This window comes from Candidatus Nomurabacteria bacterium (assembly GCA_023898665.1).
Lineage (GTDB): Bacteria > Patescibacteriota > Saccharimonadia > Saccharimonadales > HK-STAS-PATE-42 > HK-STAS-PATE-42.
On record CP060233.1, the window covers coordinates 141119 to 153533 of the forward strand.

15 protein-coding genes and 3 tRNA genes are annotated in these 12415 nt (G+C 38.8%); 12 read left to right on the forward strand and 6 right to left on the reverse strand.

Annotated elements, in window-relative coordinates; genetic code table 11:
• Positions 1-42 precede the first annotated feature (42 nt).
• The 4 genes from H6799_00810 (at position 43) to H6799_00825 (ending at position 1799) form a co-directional block, all read left to right on the forward strand.
• Positions 43-336: a hypothetical protein gene (locus tag H6799_00810; protein ID USN97627.1), complete on the forward strand. Its 294-nt coding sequence runs from the start codon at positions 43-45 to the stop codon at positions 334-336.
• A gap of 70 nt (positions 337-406) precedes the next feature.
• Positions 407-826, forward strand: a complete 420-nt coding sequence (locus H6799_00815; protein ID USN97628.1) for a hypothetical protein — start codon at positions 407-409, stop codon at positions 824-826.
• Positions 827-1294, forward strand: a complete 468-nt coding sequence (locus H6799_00820; protein USN97629.1) for a hypothetical protein — start codon at positions 827-829, stop codon at positions 1292-1294. It begins immediately after the preceding gene.
• A 61-nt stretch (positions 1295-1355) separates the two neighbouring features.
• Positions 1356-1799 (forward strand): hypothetical protein, encoded by a 444-nt coding sequence (locus H6799_00825; protein USN97630.1) that lies wholly within the window; start codon positions 1356-1358, stop codon positions 1797-1799.
• Between the two features lie 76 nt (positions 1800-1875).
• On the opposite strand, the gene H6799_00830 is transcribed toward H6799_00825, so the two are convergent.
• The gene (locus H6799_00830) at positions 1876-2085 is read right to left on the reverse strand and encodes a hypothetical protein (protein ID USN97631.1); all 210 of its coding nucleotides are present in this window, start codon (positions 2083-2085) and stop codon (positions 1876-1878) included.
• A gap of 106 nt (positions 2086-2191) precedes the next feature.
• On the opposite strand from H6799_00830, the gene H6799_00835 reads away from it, so the two are divergent.
• Positions 2192-2281 (forward strand) — tRNA-Ser (locus H6799_00835).
• Between the two features lie 6 nt (positions 2282-2287).
• Here H6799_00835 and murE read toward each other — a convergent pair.
• Positions 2288-3637: a UDP-N-acetylmuramyl-tripeptide synthetase gene (gene murE, locus H6799_00840; protein ID USN97632.1), complete on the reverse strand. Its 1350-nt coding sequence runs from the start codon at positions 3635-3637 to the stop codon at positions 2288-2290.
• A gap of 185 nt (positions 3638-3822) precedes the next feature.
• On the opposite strand from murE, the gene H6799_00845 reads away from it, so the two are divergent.
• From H6799_00845 to H6799_00860, 4 genes are all read left to right on the forward strand, one after another.
• Positions 3823-4371, forward strand: coding sequence for a hypothetical protein (locus tag H6799_00845; protein USN97633.1), 549 nt, complete (start codon positions 3823-3825; stop codon positions 4369-4371).
• Between the two features lie 121 nt (positions 4372-4492).
• Positions 4493-4581: transfer RNA gene (locus H6799_00850), tRNA-Leu, on the forward strand.
• Positions 4582-4627: 46 nt separating this feature from the next.
• Positions 4628-4714 (forward strand) — tRNA-Leu (locus tag H6799_00855).
• 12 nt (positions 4715-4726) lie between these two features.
• A complete protein-coding gene (locus tag H6799_00860; protein ID USN97634.1) occupies positions 4727-5092 on the forward strand; it encodes a hypothetical protein in 366 nt (121 codons plus the stop codon).
• 9 nt (positions 5093-5101) lie between these two features.
• Here the strand turns inward: H6799_00860 and argS are convergent, their stop codons facing one another.
• Positions 5102-6829 carry an arginine--tRNA ligase gene (gene argS / locus H6799_00865; GenBank protein USN97635.1) on the reverse strand — a complete coding sequence of 576 codons (1728 nt, stop codon included), beginning with the start codon at positions 6827-6829 and terminating at the stop codon, positions 5102-5104.
• Between the two features lie 95 nt (positions 6830-6924).
• Between argS and H6799_00870 the strand changes: the two genes are divergently transcribed.
• A complete protein-coding gene (locus tag H6799_00870) occupies positions 6925-8007 on the forward strand; it encodes a hypothetical protein (protein ID USN97636.1) in 1083 nt (360 codons plus the stop codon).
• Positions 8008-8222: 215 nt separating this feature from the next.
• A complete protein-coding gene (locus tag H6799_00875; GenBank protein USN97637.1) occupies positions 8223-9695 on the forward strand; it encodes a methionine--tRNA ligase in 1473 nt (490 codons plus the stop codon).
• On the opposite strand, the gene H6799_00880 is transcribed toward H6799_00875, so the two are convergent.
• Genes H6799_00880 through H6799_00890 form a run of 3 tightly spaced genes read right to left on the reverse strand, consistent with a single transcriptional unit; the run spans position 9692 to position 11903 of the window.
• Positions 9692-10696 carry a hypothetical protein gene (locus H6799_00880; GenBank protein USN97638.1) on the reverse strand — a complete coding sequence of 335 codons (1005 nt, stop codon included), beginning with the start codon at positions 10694-10696 and terminating at the stop codon, positions 9692-9694. The genes H6799_00875 and H6799_00880 overlap by 4 nt on opposite strands.
• A 39-nt stretch (positions 10697-10735) precedes the next feature.
• Positions 10736-11065, reverse strand: coding sequence for a hypothetical protein (locus H6799_00885; GenBank protein ID USN97639.1), 330 nt, complete (start codon positions 11063-11065; stop codon positions 10736-10738).
• Positions 11066-11087: 22 nt separating this feature from the next.
• A complete protein-coding gene (locus tag H6799_00890) occupies positions 11088-11903 on the reverse strand; it encodes a bifunctional 5,10-methylenetetrahydrofolate dehydrogenase/5,10-methenyltetrahydrofolate cyclohydrolase (protein ID USN97640.1) in 816 nt (271 codons plus the stop codon).
• 74 nt (positions 11904-11977) lie between these two features.
• On the opposite strand from H6799_00890, the gene H6799_00895 reads away from it, so the two are divergent.
• Complete coding sequence (locus H6799_00895) at positions 11978-12400, forward strand: MscL family protein (GenBank protein ID USN97641.1); 423 nt, start codon at positions 11978-11980, stop codon at positions 12398-12400.
• Positions 12401-12415 lie beyond the last annotated feature (15 nt).

Genomic DNA, 12415 nt, shown 5'->3' on the forward strand with positions numbered 1-12415 from the left:
TTGCTTATCCCCTAATGAGTTTTTTTGTGTTAAACTAGGGTTATGTTTGCTACCCTATTATTTAAGCTTTCTAATATATACGAAGATGCAGGCCTACCTAATGCGAATACTAGTAATTTGGTAACTAATGTTAAGAATCTAGTCTTTGTGGCAGCTGCTGTAGTTGCTCTCTACTTCTTAGTAATTGCAGGGATGAACTATGTGACCTCATCTGGTAATGCAGAAAAAGCCAAGAAAGCGACACAAACTATAATTTTTGCATCTTTAGGTCTATTTCTAATATTAATGAGCTATACGATTATCACCTGGGTATTTAAGATAGGTACAGCAAAATAAAATAAAAAATATGAAGAGGATAGCAAGATTATTACGAGCAGGGTTAATGCTGAGCTATTTATTTATAGTAATGTTTTTCGGATTTGGTGCGCAGTCATCTGCTCTAGTAGATTGTGATCCTAACCCCGCTGATCCTCTAAAATGTTTCTGTGAGAACATCAAGGATGATCTACCAGAGGCAACTGATGAACAAAAGTCTATCTGTGACCTGAAAGATGTTGAGCAGAGTCCAACATCTGACGAGACTTTGCTGGGTAAAAACGGGATTATTAAGAAGGTTCTTAACCTTCTCTCATGGCTAACAGGTTTGTTGGCAGCAGTCTATCTTATTATTGGAGGAGCTAAGATTATTACAAGCGGTGGTAACAGTGATTCTGTCACGTCCGGTAGAAAGATGATTATTTATGCGCTTGTGGGTATTGTAGTTGTAATTTCTAGCAATTTGATTATAAACTTTGTAATAGGATTAGTTAATAATGCAAGTAAATAAATGAAGAGATTAAAAAGTTTAGCGTTAAGCTTAATAATTATATTTTCTACGTTAGTAGTAGTACCAGTTGTTAGTGCGAGTAATGATGCTGGTAATCAGGCTTGTGCAGGACTAGAGAGCTTGGGAGTTGATTGTAATGCGGATGGCAGAACGGCAGAGGAGATTGCAAAGCAGCCGATAAAATCTCTTATAAATACTTTTTCTATTATTCTTGGTGCAGTTGCTGTGATAATGATAATTTATGGTGGATTTAAATTTGTAACGAGCGGTGGAGATGCCGATAGTACTAAGGCCGCTCGAAATACTATTATTTATGCGGCGATTGGATTGGTGGTCGTGCTGATCGCGCAAAGTATTGTCTACTTTGTATTTAGACAAGCTAAAACATTGCAGAACATTCCGGAGTCTACAGAAGACCCTGCGGCTGTTTTGATTATTGACAATAGGAACCCTGGTACTATAAGCTAAAGATTATAAAGGTGGTACTCTGCTAAACTACCCTAATTTAAAGAAGGTAATAATAAATACTATGAAATTAATTAAAAAATTATTAAGTTTAACTGTAGCTTTTGCTTTTGTGCTAAGTTCAGTCGCTTTAGTACCAGCGCCTTCGAGTGCAGAATCGTTTAACGACGGTGTTTGTAGAGGTGTTAATACGGTATTGAACGATACTGGTGGAACAATCAGCACAGATACTAATTGCGCTGAGGGAGACGGAAACGACCAGCTTGCACAACTTGTTAATAATCTAATTAACCTTTTCTCAATTATCGTAGGTGCAGTATCTGTAATTATGATAATTTATGGTGGATTCAAGTACATAACGAGCGGAGGGAGTGATGATGCAACTAAGTCTGCGAAGAACACAATTCTTTATGCATTAGTCGGTTTAATTATTGTGTTGATTTCTCAGACTATCGTTAAGTTTGTATTTAGTAAGGCACTAAGCTTAAACAATGGAGGATCAGAATAATAAGTTATTCTGAATAATCATTTTAACAAATAACCACCAAAATCTGGTGGTTATTTTAATTTAGTAAGAAAGATTATTACTTCTTTTTTGAGGCGACTTTCTTCTTTGCTGTACTAGTAGCTTTTGAAGCGGTCTTTGAAACTTTTGCTCCAGCAGCTTTAACATCCTTGGCGTTTACTTTGCCATCTTTGTTAACATCAGCAGCCTTTACAGCTTTTTTAGCTGTTGATTCAGCTACTTTTTCTGTCTTTTTAAAAACACTTTTTAGTTTTGATGTAAGGCTCATTTTATTTTCTCCTTTTGATATTAAAATTAGTTGAGCTGATTAGTAATTCTAACATAAGTATCACTTCTCTTCCAAGGGGTAAGCTCTGATATAATACTTTAGAAGAGGAGAGGTGGCCGAGTGGTTGAAGGCGCACGCTTGGAAAGCGTGTATGCGTGCAAACGTATCGCAGGTTCGAATCCTGTTCTCTCCGCCAGAATTGTTAATATTTCTTGCTGTACCCTAGTTTAGTAAGTTCTTCTTTTACTATTGCGTATTCATCCCAGGGGATCTTTACTCCGGCTATGATGCTACTTGGGTCTGTTCCTTTTCCGGTTATTAAAACAATGTCATTCTTTTTTGCTAAGCTCAAGGCTTTGGAGATTCCTTCTTTTCTGTCTTGGATCTGATAAATTCCTTTTAGTTCTGGCCTGACTTTTTTGCAGCCTTTTACGATGTCATTAATAATATCTTGAGGGTCATCGTCGTATACGTCGTCGTTACTAATGACTACTGAGTCACAATATCTAGCGGCTATCTCTCCCATGATAGGGCGCTTTTTAATGTCTCTGCCCCCTCCTTGTCCGCAGATAAGACTAATTATCTTTCCTCCTTTAGGGAGTGATTCTTTAGCCCACTCTACTAATTGTTGTAAGCCGCTTTCCTCGTGGGCATAGTCGATTACTACCGTAAAGGGCTGTCCCTGCTTTATTAGGTTCATTCTCCCAGGTACGCCACCATAACTTTCTAATCTTTTTGAAATAGTTTTTGGGTTTAGTCCAATAATCTGTGCGGTTGCTATAGCTGCTGTGGCATTTGATATGTTTATTTTGCCGGGTATATTAAGCTTAAATCTAGTGTTTTTAAGTTTAAATGTGCTGTCTTCAATACCAGACTCTATATGGGCAGGCTTAAAGTCACTTTCTTCTTTTACCGAATAGGAGAATTTTTGATCTGCTTTGAATTTTGTATATTCTCCATAGAATTCGGAATCTTTATTGGCAAGAATTGTCTTTGGGAATTTACTTCCATTTATTTTCTTTTTCTTTAACCTGTGGAAGATAGATAATAGTCTCTTGTTGTGTTTGTGTAATAGTTCTAGGCTGTTTTTATGAACGGCTAAGATCTCGTTCGTGACATTTGTAAAAATAATGATGTCGAAGTTGATGCCGATATGGCGCCAGTTTTGCTGAGCTTCACTCGGGACTTCTAGTATGGCATATTTGCATCCACTTTTTTTCATTTGTGAAAGTAACTTTTGGGTGTGCCAACGTCCAGGCATAGTTTTGTGCCAATGGTTCTTTACTCTCCTGTTACCTATTTGGATGTCCGCCGTACCGATTAAGCCGGCAGGTTTTTTTTTGTCATTTAGTATTCCCCATAAGATGTTTGCTGTGGTGGTCTTCCCTTTTGAGCCTACAATACCAATTACCAGCAATGATCTGCTTGGATTTTTGTATATAACTTGAGCAACTCTGGCCTCTATGTAGTGCTGTAGCTGAAAGACCCAACTTGGCAGGAGCCTTCTTAGCAGGTTAAGCGTCATGTGTACTATTCTTTTTTTGGGCGACATAATTAAGCTTAATTCTAGCAGATTAACTATTATTAAGTTTTTGTTAAGACTTATGCACATCAGTATTCTCTACTCTGTTAAAGATGTGTATAAGTGATAATTAATGTGGAAAAGACTTAAAGAAGAAAGTTGCATAAGTGTACATGTAATGATTTAAAAAGCTTTTATTTGGTATTATTTTATTGATGAGTAGTTTTGATTTAAGTGCCTTTGTTAAGAAGCCAATTGTTATGATTGGGGGTGTCATTATTATCTTGATATTGTTGTTCATGATTTTTTTTGGAGGAGGAGGTGGTGAAGATCCTACTGCTAAATCAGTTAAAAACTTAAGTAATCAGCACCAAGCTCTTGTCAATTTAATTGATGGATATTCGAGGAGCGTAAAAAGTGCGAATCTTAAGTCTAATATATCTCAAGTTTCAATAATCCTAATAGCGAATAAGAATGATCTGGATACTTACTTCTCTGGGTTAAGTAAGGAGAGTAGAAAAGTTAAGTCAACTGTAAGTACGAAGCCTAAAAAAGACCTTATCACTAGGCTCGATCAGGCGAAAATCTCTAATAATCTTGATTCTGAGATTAAATCAGTGGTATTGAGTGAGCTTCAGTTGATAGAGAATGCTATTCAGAAGATTAAGAAAGAAAATTCAAATAAAGCTAGTCTATCGGTCTTGACAGATAAACTTATATTAAATAATCAGACTATAATTACACGGCTTAATGAATCAAGGTAATATTTGATAGATAGACCTTTATCTCATTTATCAGCGGTGTTATAATAAGCTTTTAGATACAAAGGGTATGGATTTATTAATCTTCTTTTGTTTTGCATATAAACAGTTAAAAATTTATTTAGCGCGGGTGGTGGAATTGGTAGACACGCAGGCTTGAGGGGCCTGTGGCCGATTTAGGCCGTGGAGGTTCAAGTCCTCTTCCGCGCACCATGCCTCGCTTTTTTAAAGCTTTGTAGGTTAAATCATTTAAAAATTAGGGCGAGTGGCGGAATTGGTATACGCGACGGACTTAAAATCCGTTGAGAGCAATCTCGTGAGGGTTCAAGTCCCTCCTCGCCCACCACTTTGGTTTGCTATGTTAAAGATTGCACGCACTTCATTATGTGTAAATGCTGAGGACCTCAAGGGTCTTTTTTCGTCTAAAAATATAAGGCACGCGGCTGTAGGTCCTGGCTATGGAACCCTCGTGAGAGCTAAGATGGTCCAGGACTATTTAACAGATGGGGCTTTTAGTGCCGTATACTTTGATTGTCGGGTCCCTTGTGGCGATACTCCCACAGCTACATGGACCGAGGCTTTTGCTTGTATCTCGAAGCTTGGCGAAGAGACTGGGCTGTATGTCCCAGCTGTTATAGACCCCAGTGTACCTCGTTATATAAACGCAAATCCTGAACTTGCTGTAATAGAATTTCTCGAATTGGTGTCAGGACAATCTGTTTAGATTATATCCTTACATCTTAGACGGGATCTCTATGCCGAGAATTCCTAATGATGACTCAAGGATACTATAGGTAAACTTAAGGAGCCAAACTCGGGCTTCTTTTTCTTCTGGAGCGGAATTCATAATATTAACTTCTTCGTAGTATCTATTTAGCTCTTTGGCGAGTTCAAACGCATAGGTTGCTAGATGATGGGGCTCGTACTTTTCGGCAGAAGTTCTTACTAGTTCTGGATATTTACTAAGCTTAAGTAAAAGTTCTGATTCTTCTTCGAAATTGTAATCTGATTTAAGTTCTTTTTGGTTGTCTGCGTCTTCAGCCAATTTTTGTAGGATGGATTTAATTCTTACTCCTGCATATTGAACGAATGGTCCAGAAAAACCTTGGAGGCTGAACATACGATCCCAATCGAATAAAATATTTGTTTTTCTGTCTTGGGCGAAGTCGTTAAACTTAATTGCTCCGAGAGCAATCTTGTGAATGTCTTCGAATTTAAGATCCCTGTCCTCGACCGTCTTTGTGGCATATTCTAGCGCGCGATCAATCAGGTCTCTAATATGCATGGCGCCTTTACGGGAACTCATCTTTTCTCTTTTGCCGTCCTCGTTAGTTTCTTGAATCTGCCCAAACCAAGCGTGGAAGAGTTCGGTTGATTCTAGCCAGCCCAGTTTTTTTGCTAGAGCGAAGACTTGTTGAAAGTGAAATCTTTGTTGGATATCTACCGAGTAGATTATCTTCTTTGGAGTTTTTGGATAGTTTTTGAGTCTATGCTCGATTGTTGCAATGTCAGTAGTGGCGTAGAGAGACGTTCCGTCGCTTTTCTCTATCAGTATTGGAGTTTTTATGTCGTATTCTTCGAGATTGACTATGACGGATCCGTCTGATTGCTTTGTCGCGACACCATCTTTTATTAGTTCTTGGACGATTTGTTTTCCTCTTTTTAAGAAGAATGATTCGCCAAGGTTCTCATCTGGATGCACTCCAAGTTCTTCTAGAACTCCGAACATGTGAGCGATTGTGACATCATTGAACTTAGCCTGGTACATCAGAGCCTCTGGATCCCCTGCTTCTAACTTTTTCAGCCAGCCTGCTACCTGCTCTTTTAGTTTAGTGTTTCCGGCTTCTTCCTCTTTTTTAAGTAGAGCTTTTGTTTCTGCATATACTCTACCAAGTTCATACGCTCCTCCTTCTTTTAATTTTTCATCGCAACTCAATAACTTGAAGCCAACAACCCAAATACCAAATGGTGTACCGCTATCACCAATATGCGTATCTCCAACCGTTTGATATCCACTAAGCTTAAGTAGGTTTATTATTGCTTGGCCCTGTAGGGTCGGCCTTAGATGTCCAATGCTAAATGGTTTAGCCATGTTAAGCCCAACGTAATCTACTATGGCCAGCTCTCCAGAACCAGAATCGTTAGATCCGTAAAGTTGGTTTTCTTTGAGATCTAAACTTAAGTTTTCTGCAAGCAATCTTGGGTCGAGCCAAATGTTTAGGAAGCCTCCTGCCGGTTCTAGTTTTTTTATCTCGCTGATATTAACTTCTTGTGAAAGCTTTTGTGCAAGCTCGTTTGGATTTAAGCTTAGTTCTTTGGCGACGGAAAAAAGTGGGACGGCAATGTGAGCCCCAGTTTTTGGGTGAGCTGGGATGACCTCAAAATTATGTGGAGTTTTAAGTAGCTTCTGTAGATTAACTTTCAGTTCTTCTGAGAATCTATCTAAAAAATATGTAGTCATTTGATATTAGTATAACAGAGACAGCGCTCTCATATATTGACGGGTAGTGGTATGATTAAGCTTATAGTTAAATTTATTGAGGTTAGATTGACATTATGGCTCCAGAAGAAATGACTAAATCTGAGGATAATAGTACTAAAAGTTCAAAAAAGAAGAAGCTTAAAATTATTGCCATAGTCGTTGGGGTAGTTTTAGTCTTGGGAGGTGTGACGGCTGCTTTAGTAGTTAGGAGTATTTATAACAAACCAGAGAATGTTGTGGCTACGGCACTCGGTAACTACCTACTAGATGGTGAGGATAAGAACTTTGATACAAAAATCTCTCTTGATATGGAAGAGGCTTTGATGGGAGTTAAGAATGTTGACCTGGGTGCAAATGTACAGATGTCTGGTAAAACTACCCAAATTGACCTAACTATTAATGCCTCAATAATTACACTAAGAGGATCTATACAGTCTAATGAAAATGGTAATCTTTATGTAAAGATTGAGGATATCCCTGCTCTCTTGTCTTCTTCTGCCTTGCAGGCTTCTGGTCTGCCTGCTGAAATGGCTACCCAGCTTTCATCTCTTGATAAAAAATGGATTGAGATAAAGCCTAAAGACATAGAGAAGTTGACTGGCAAGGAATCTGAAGAAAGCGCCCTTGATAAATGTACGAATGCACTTTATGCGGCACTTGATAACGATGAGCTAGGTGGCTCTGTTGATAAACTTTATAAAAAGCACAGATTTATAATAGCTAAGAATGCTGTTGAAGAGAAAGTTGGCGATAAGGAGCTCCTAAAAGTTGAGGTAGGCTTAGATCAAAATAAGTTTAATGAGTTTGCTACAGAACTTTCTAAGTCTGATGTAGCTAAGAAAGCTATTGATGACTGCGGTTTATCATCAGATGGTAATGATAATAGCTCTGATGATGGATCAGAACTAAAGAACGGTAAACTAACTGTTTGGGTTGATCGAGGTAAGAAAGAGCTTGTTAAGCTTGAAGCGACTGGCGATAACTTTACAAAAGATGGTCAGAAGAATATGGGGATGAAGATGACTATGGACGCTAAAGAACCTGCGGTAAAGCTAGAGGCTCCAAGCGATACGGTGAATATTTTGACTTTACTTGAGGGCTTAGGGATTAACCCGGCTATGTTGCAAGGTCTAGGTGGTGGATCTACTGCTCAGTAATATTAAGATAAAAAGTGTTAATCAAAAAGAGCTCTAATATGAGCTCTTTTTTTATAAATTTATTACGGTGTTATAATAGATTTTATATGACAAGTGCATTTAGTTTAAATGAGATAATGCTATCGGGCTGCTTTTAGATAATTCTCTATAGGCAGTCCAAATCTGCTGAATTTTATAATAAACTAAATAACCAACTTGATAACTTAAAACTACAAATGACAAAATTTTATATAACGACAACAATCCCCTACGTAAATGGGGATCTTCACTTGGGCCATGCTCAAGAATTTGCTGAGGCTGATACCCTTGCTAGATATTACAGATCAAAAGGCGATGAAGTCTTATTTAGCGCCGGAACAGATGAAAATGGAGAGAAGAATTTTGAGGTTGCCCAAAAATCTGGGATTACTCCTCAACAATATGTCGATTCAATGCTTCCGAATGTTCTTGCTGTACATAAAGCTTACAATATTTCTGCCGATAGATTTATAAGGACTAGTGATGAGGCTCACCATGCGCGAGTTCAGATTGCTTGGACTAAATTAAAGCCTTATATTTTTAAGTCTAAATATATTGGTTACTACTGTGTGGGGTGTGAGGAGTTTAAGACAGAGACTGACTTTAAAGAGAACAATGGTGTTTGCCCGGATCATAACCGAAAGTACGAAATGAGAGAAGAAGAAAATTACTTCTTTAAATTGAGCGACTTTGGCGAAAGAATTACTGAGGCGATTAACTCAGAAGAAATGAGGGTAGTTCCTGATTCTAAAAAGAATGAGATCTTAAGCTTAATTAAATCGGGGTTGGATGATTTGAGTGTCTCTAGGCCAAAGTCAAAGCTTGCTTGGGGTGTTGAGGTTCCTGATGACCCTGAGCATACTATTTATATCTGGTTTGAGGCACTTCTTAACTACATTACTCTAATTGGTTACCCAGAGCATGAAGATTTTAAAAAGTTTTGGCCAGCTGATTTGCAGGTTTTGGGTAAAGGAGTTTTAAGGCAACATGCGGCGATATGGCCGGCGATATTAATGGGCCTTGGTTTGCCACTTCCTAAAAATCTTTTTGTACACGGTTACGTTAGTGTGAACGGCAAAAAGATGAGTAAATCTTTAGGCAATAGTGTGGATCCTCTATATCTGGCAAAGTTATTTGGGACTGACGGGGCAAGGTACTTCTTGCTCTCTTCTATACCTAGTTATAGTGACGGAGATTTTACCTGGCAAAAGATGTTAAATGTTTATAACAATGATCTTATTAATGGTCTAGGCAATGTCATCCAAAGGACGTCGATGATGATTGGCAAGTATTTGAATGGAGAGATTGGAGATAAAGTTCCGGGATCTAGACACGATCATACTGTGTATCACGAAGCTTTGAGCGATTACCGCTTTGATAAGGCATTAGAATGGGTTTTTGGGATAGTTGATGGGGTTAATAAATATTTAGAGCAGACTAAGCCATGGATGCTTGCTAAGGATGAATCTAATAAAGAGCATGTTAGAGAGATTCTATTAACCTGCGTTGCAGATTTACGAGAAGTATCTGCTTTATTGGCTCCATTTATGCCTCAAACTGCAGAGATGATTAACTCTGTGTTTGGTGGCAGTGTCCTAAATCCGCCTCAAGGTCCAGTATTTGCAAGAGTTGAACTCCCTGGAGAGTTAACTGCTCAAGGTGCTGTTTAGGCCTCTAGATTTCCTATTAGTCCCCTCATCTGCTCATCCATTAGGATTCTAACTAGTTGCGGGTCAGGTGGTCCGGCCATCTTCTCTGGCGGTAGTCCATCTAGCCTGTTTATATACCTAGTTCTCGTTCGTACTTTAGTGCCAGATATTTCAACTTTTTGTATAGAAACTTCATAGAACTCTCCTCCACTTGCTTTGTTTTTTATTGGGCAGTATTCTTGGAGACATGTTATACAGTCTTCTTCAGGTTCGGCATCTTCTGCCTCAAATAAAGCAGTATTATATAGCTCGAGCGTGGGTTGATGTTTGAACGGCTTTATCTCATCTGGATGTTTACCGTTATTTCTTTTCTTCCATGCCTTCTCTGCCTCATATCTTAAAACTAAGAATTTACTGAGAGTCCGAGCACATCGTGGTCTTGTCTCTTTTGACTCATTAAGAATATCTATCTCTTTGCCTTCGGCAGGTCTAGGGTCTGGCACCTCTTCTATTTTTAATGTAAGTTCTTCTTGTGGTATAACAGACTCTAGGGTTTCGGTGATTGGTTCTTCTGGTTGGGCAAAACCGATTTCGTCAAAGCCTTCACGTAGTATTTCATCCGCAACATGTATTAGGGTTACTCCATAATATCTAAGTCTTCTAAGTAGTCTTTCTTTCACGGCTGACATTTCTGGAAGTTGGAGCATGGTGATGTCGGCAACAGTTATGGCCTTTACTGTAGTTTTGGTTATTGAAACTGATACCTCTTCTAAACTTAATATATCTTCTCTAAATTTTAGAGGGCATCTTAGTAGCCCGTCAGGCTCAAGGCAGTTTCTGCAGTCCGATAATGGGTTTGTAAGTATAGCTGCATCACTGGCTTTTTGTAGCCTATCATTAATAGTATCCGGATCTTCAGTATCAAATGCAGTCTCAAAGGACTTTGCACAGGATGGATTAGTGGGCTCGACTAAATCTCCACTTTCTGGAGGTGGTGGCGATTGCCTCTGCTCTCCAATCATGGGGTGGATTGTACCTGTTGATGGGCTTATAAGTCAAGTTTAAGCGGCTATTTCTGGGTTGTCTATAACTACTTTTTCCTCGGGTAGTCTAGATGCTAACTTTTCTTTCTGTTGTTCAAGCTCCCCTGATGATACTGCTGTGTTATAGGCTTCAGTCATCGGCTCCATTTGACCTGGTTTTTTAAGGTTACAGCCAATACACCCCTCACAGTCGGCAGCTTTTGCTAACTCTTGGGCAGTTCTTGACTCACCCTTAGTAATTGATTCAAGCTTACTAGAGCCAATTATAACCGGAGTTGATAATTTGCTAAACGCTAATAGCATTGCCTCCTGACATGAAATTGGTTTTTGTGACTTAACTTCTTCCATATGCCGAGTATTGTATCATACTCTAGCTGTTTTTGTCAATGAGATGCAAGAGGTTCTCGTATAGATAGCTTATGGTTAGAGGTCCAACTCCGCCAATACTTGGAGTTATTTTTATGTCTAATTTGGAATTATATACTTCTGGATCTAGATCTCCTTTTAAGACTCCCCCATCTTCTGAAGTCCCGGCATCGATGATGACTTGGTTATCTTTTATCATTTCGGATTTTATGAGCCCAGGTGAGCCGGTAGCTGTAATGATTATGTCTGAATTCTGTATAAATTCTTTTAGTTCTTCTGGTGAATTTGTCTCATCTAGAGTCTTAACTGATAGGTTTTGATCTTTTAGGGTTTTTAATAAAGGTAGGCCAACTAGTTTACCTTGGCCAATGATTAAGATATCTTTATCTTTTAGATCGATATTGTAGCCGGCCAGAAGCCATAAGATTGCCCCGACTGTAGCGGGCTCCACTAAACTGTTTTTGTTTAAACCGTCAACGTCTTTTTCTGGTGGAATCAAGTTAGTCAGCTCGTCAGTTAAAGTTGGGTCTTCGAGTGGCAGTTGCAGGATAATCCCGTGCACTGATTTGTTTTTTGCGAGCTCTTTTATCTTCTCTTCTGCTACACTCTCAACAATCTGGTGTATATCAACTGTTATTCCTAACTCTTCTCCTCTAGCTTTTTTTAGCTCTAAATATTTTTGGCTAGGTTTATGATTTGGGTTTGTATTGATGATGGCAAGCTTTGGTTGGATGCTTTTGCTTTGGACTAAGCCTCTAATTTGTTTAGCCTGCCTTTCGGAGATGTATTCTACTAGTTCACTGCCTTTTAAAAACTTCATGTATCTGTTATTTTAACAGAGAAAGCGTTACAATACGCCATGTAAGACAGAATTTAATAAGGAGATTCACCGATATGGCAAGAAGAATTAAGTCTAAGACTACTACTAAATCTGAAACTGCTGTGCAGAGAGCGGCTAGATTGACCAAGCTTAAGGAGGCCAGGGCGACTAAATTAACTGTTGGTTTTGTTGATTTTATTCGCGAGCAAGGTGTGGTTGGTTTGGCGGTAGGCCTTGCTATGGGTGCAGCGGCTGGAGCGGCAGTTAAAGCTATTGTAGACGGCTTTGTAAGTCCGGTTATTGGATTTATCTTAGGTGGGTCAACTCTTGCTAATAAAGTTTGGAATACTGGCTTAGAGCGTGGTGGCAAAGAGCTTGTTATTGCATGGGGGTCTGCTGCAAATGCCGTAGTTACCCTATTGGCGACTGGTCTAGTTATATACTTCGTAGTTATGGGGCTAAAGTTGAATCGTCTCGATAAGAAAAAAGAAAAATAATATATTACTTCAGTA

Coding starts and splice junctions, on each gene's coding strand:
- H6799_00810 (USN97627.1), top strand. CDS start 43: ATGTTTGCTACCCTATTATTTAAGCTTTCTAATATATACGAAGATGCA.
- H6799_00815 (USN97628.1), top strand. CDS start 407: ATGTTTTTCGGATTTGGTGCGCAGTCATCTGCTCTAGTAGATTGTGAT.
- H6799_00820 (USN97629.1), top strand. CDS start 827: ATGAAGAGATTAAAAAGTTTAGCGTTAAGCTTAATAATTATATTTTCT.
- H6799_00825 (USN97630.1), top strand. CDS start 1,356: ATGAAATTAATTAAAAAATTATTAAGTTTAACTGTAGCTTTTGCTTTT.
- H6799_00830 (USN97631.1), bottom strand. CDS start 2,085: ATGAGCCTTACATCAAAACTAAAAAGTGTTTTTAAAAAGACAGAAAAA.
- murE (USN97632.1), bottom strand. CDS start 3,637: ATGTCGCCCAAAAAAAGAATAGTACACATGACGCTTAACCTGCTAAGA.
- H6799_00845 (USN97633.1), top strand. CDS start 3,823: ATGAGTAGTTTTGATTTAAGTGCCTTTGTTAAGAAGCCAATTGTTATG.
- H6799_00860 (USN97634.1), top strand. CDS start 4,727: ATGTTAAAGATTGCACGCACTTCATTATGTGTAAATGCTGAGGACCTC.
- argS (USN97635.1), bottom strand. CDS start 6,829: ATGACTACATATTTTTTAGATAGATTCTCAGAAGAACTGAAAGTTAAT.
- H6799_00870 (USN97636.1), top strand. CDS start 6,925: ATGGCTCCAGAAGAAATGACTAAATCTGAGGATAATAGTACTAAAAGT.
- H6799_00875 (USN97637.1), top strand. CDS start 8,223: ATGACAAAATTTTATATAACGACAACAATCCCCTACGTAAATGGGGAT.
- H6799_00880 (USN97638.1), bottom strand. CDS start 10,696: ATGATTGGAGAGCAGAGGCAATCGCCACCACCTCCAGAAAGTGGAGAT.
- H6799_00885 (USN97639.1), bottom strand. CDS start 11,065: ATGGAAGAAGTTAAGTCACAAAAACCAATTTCATGTCAGGAGGCAATG.
- H6799_00890 (USN97640.1), bottom strand. CDS start 11,903: ATGAAGTTTTTAAAAGGCAGTGAACTAGTAGAATACATCTCCGAAAGG.
- H6799_00895 (USN97641.1), top strand. CDS start 11,978: ATGGCAAGAAGAATTAAGTCTAAGACTACTACTAAATCTGAAACTGCT.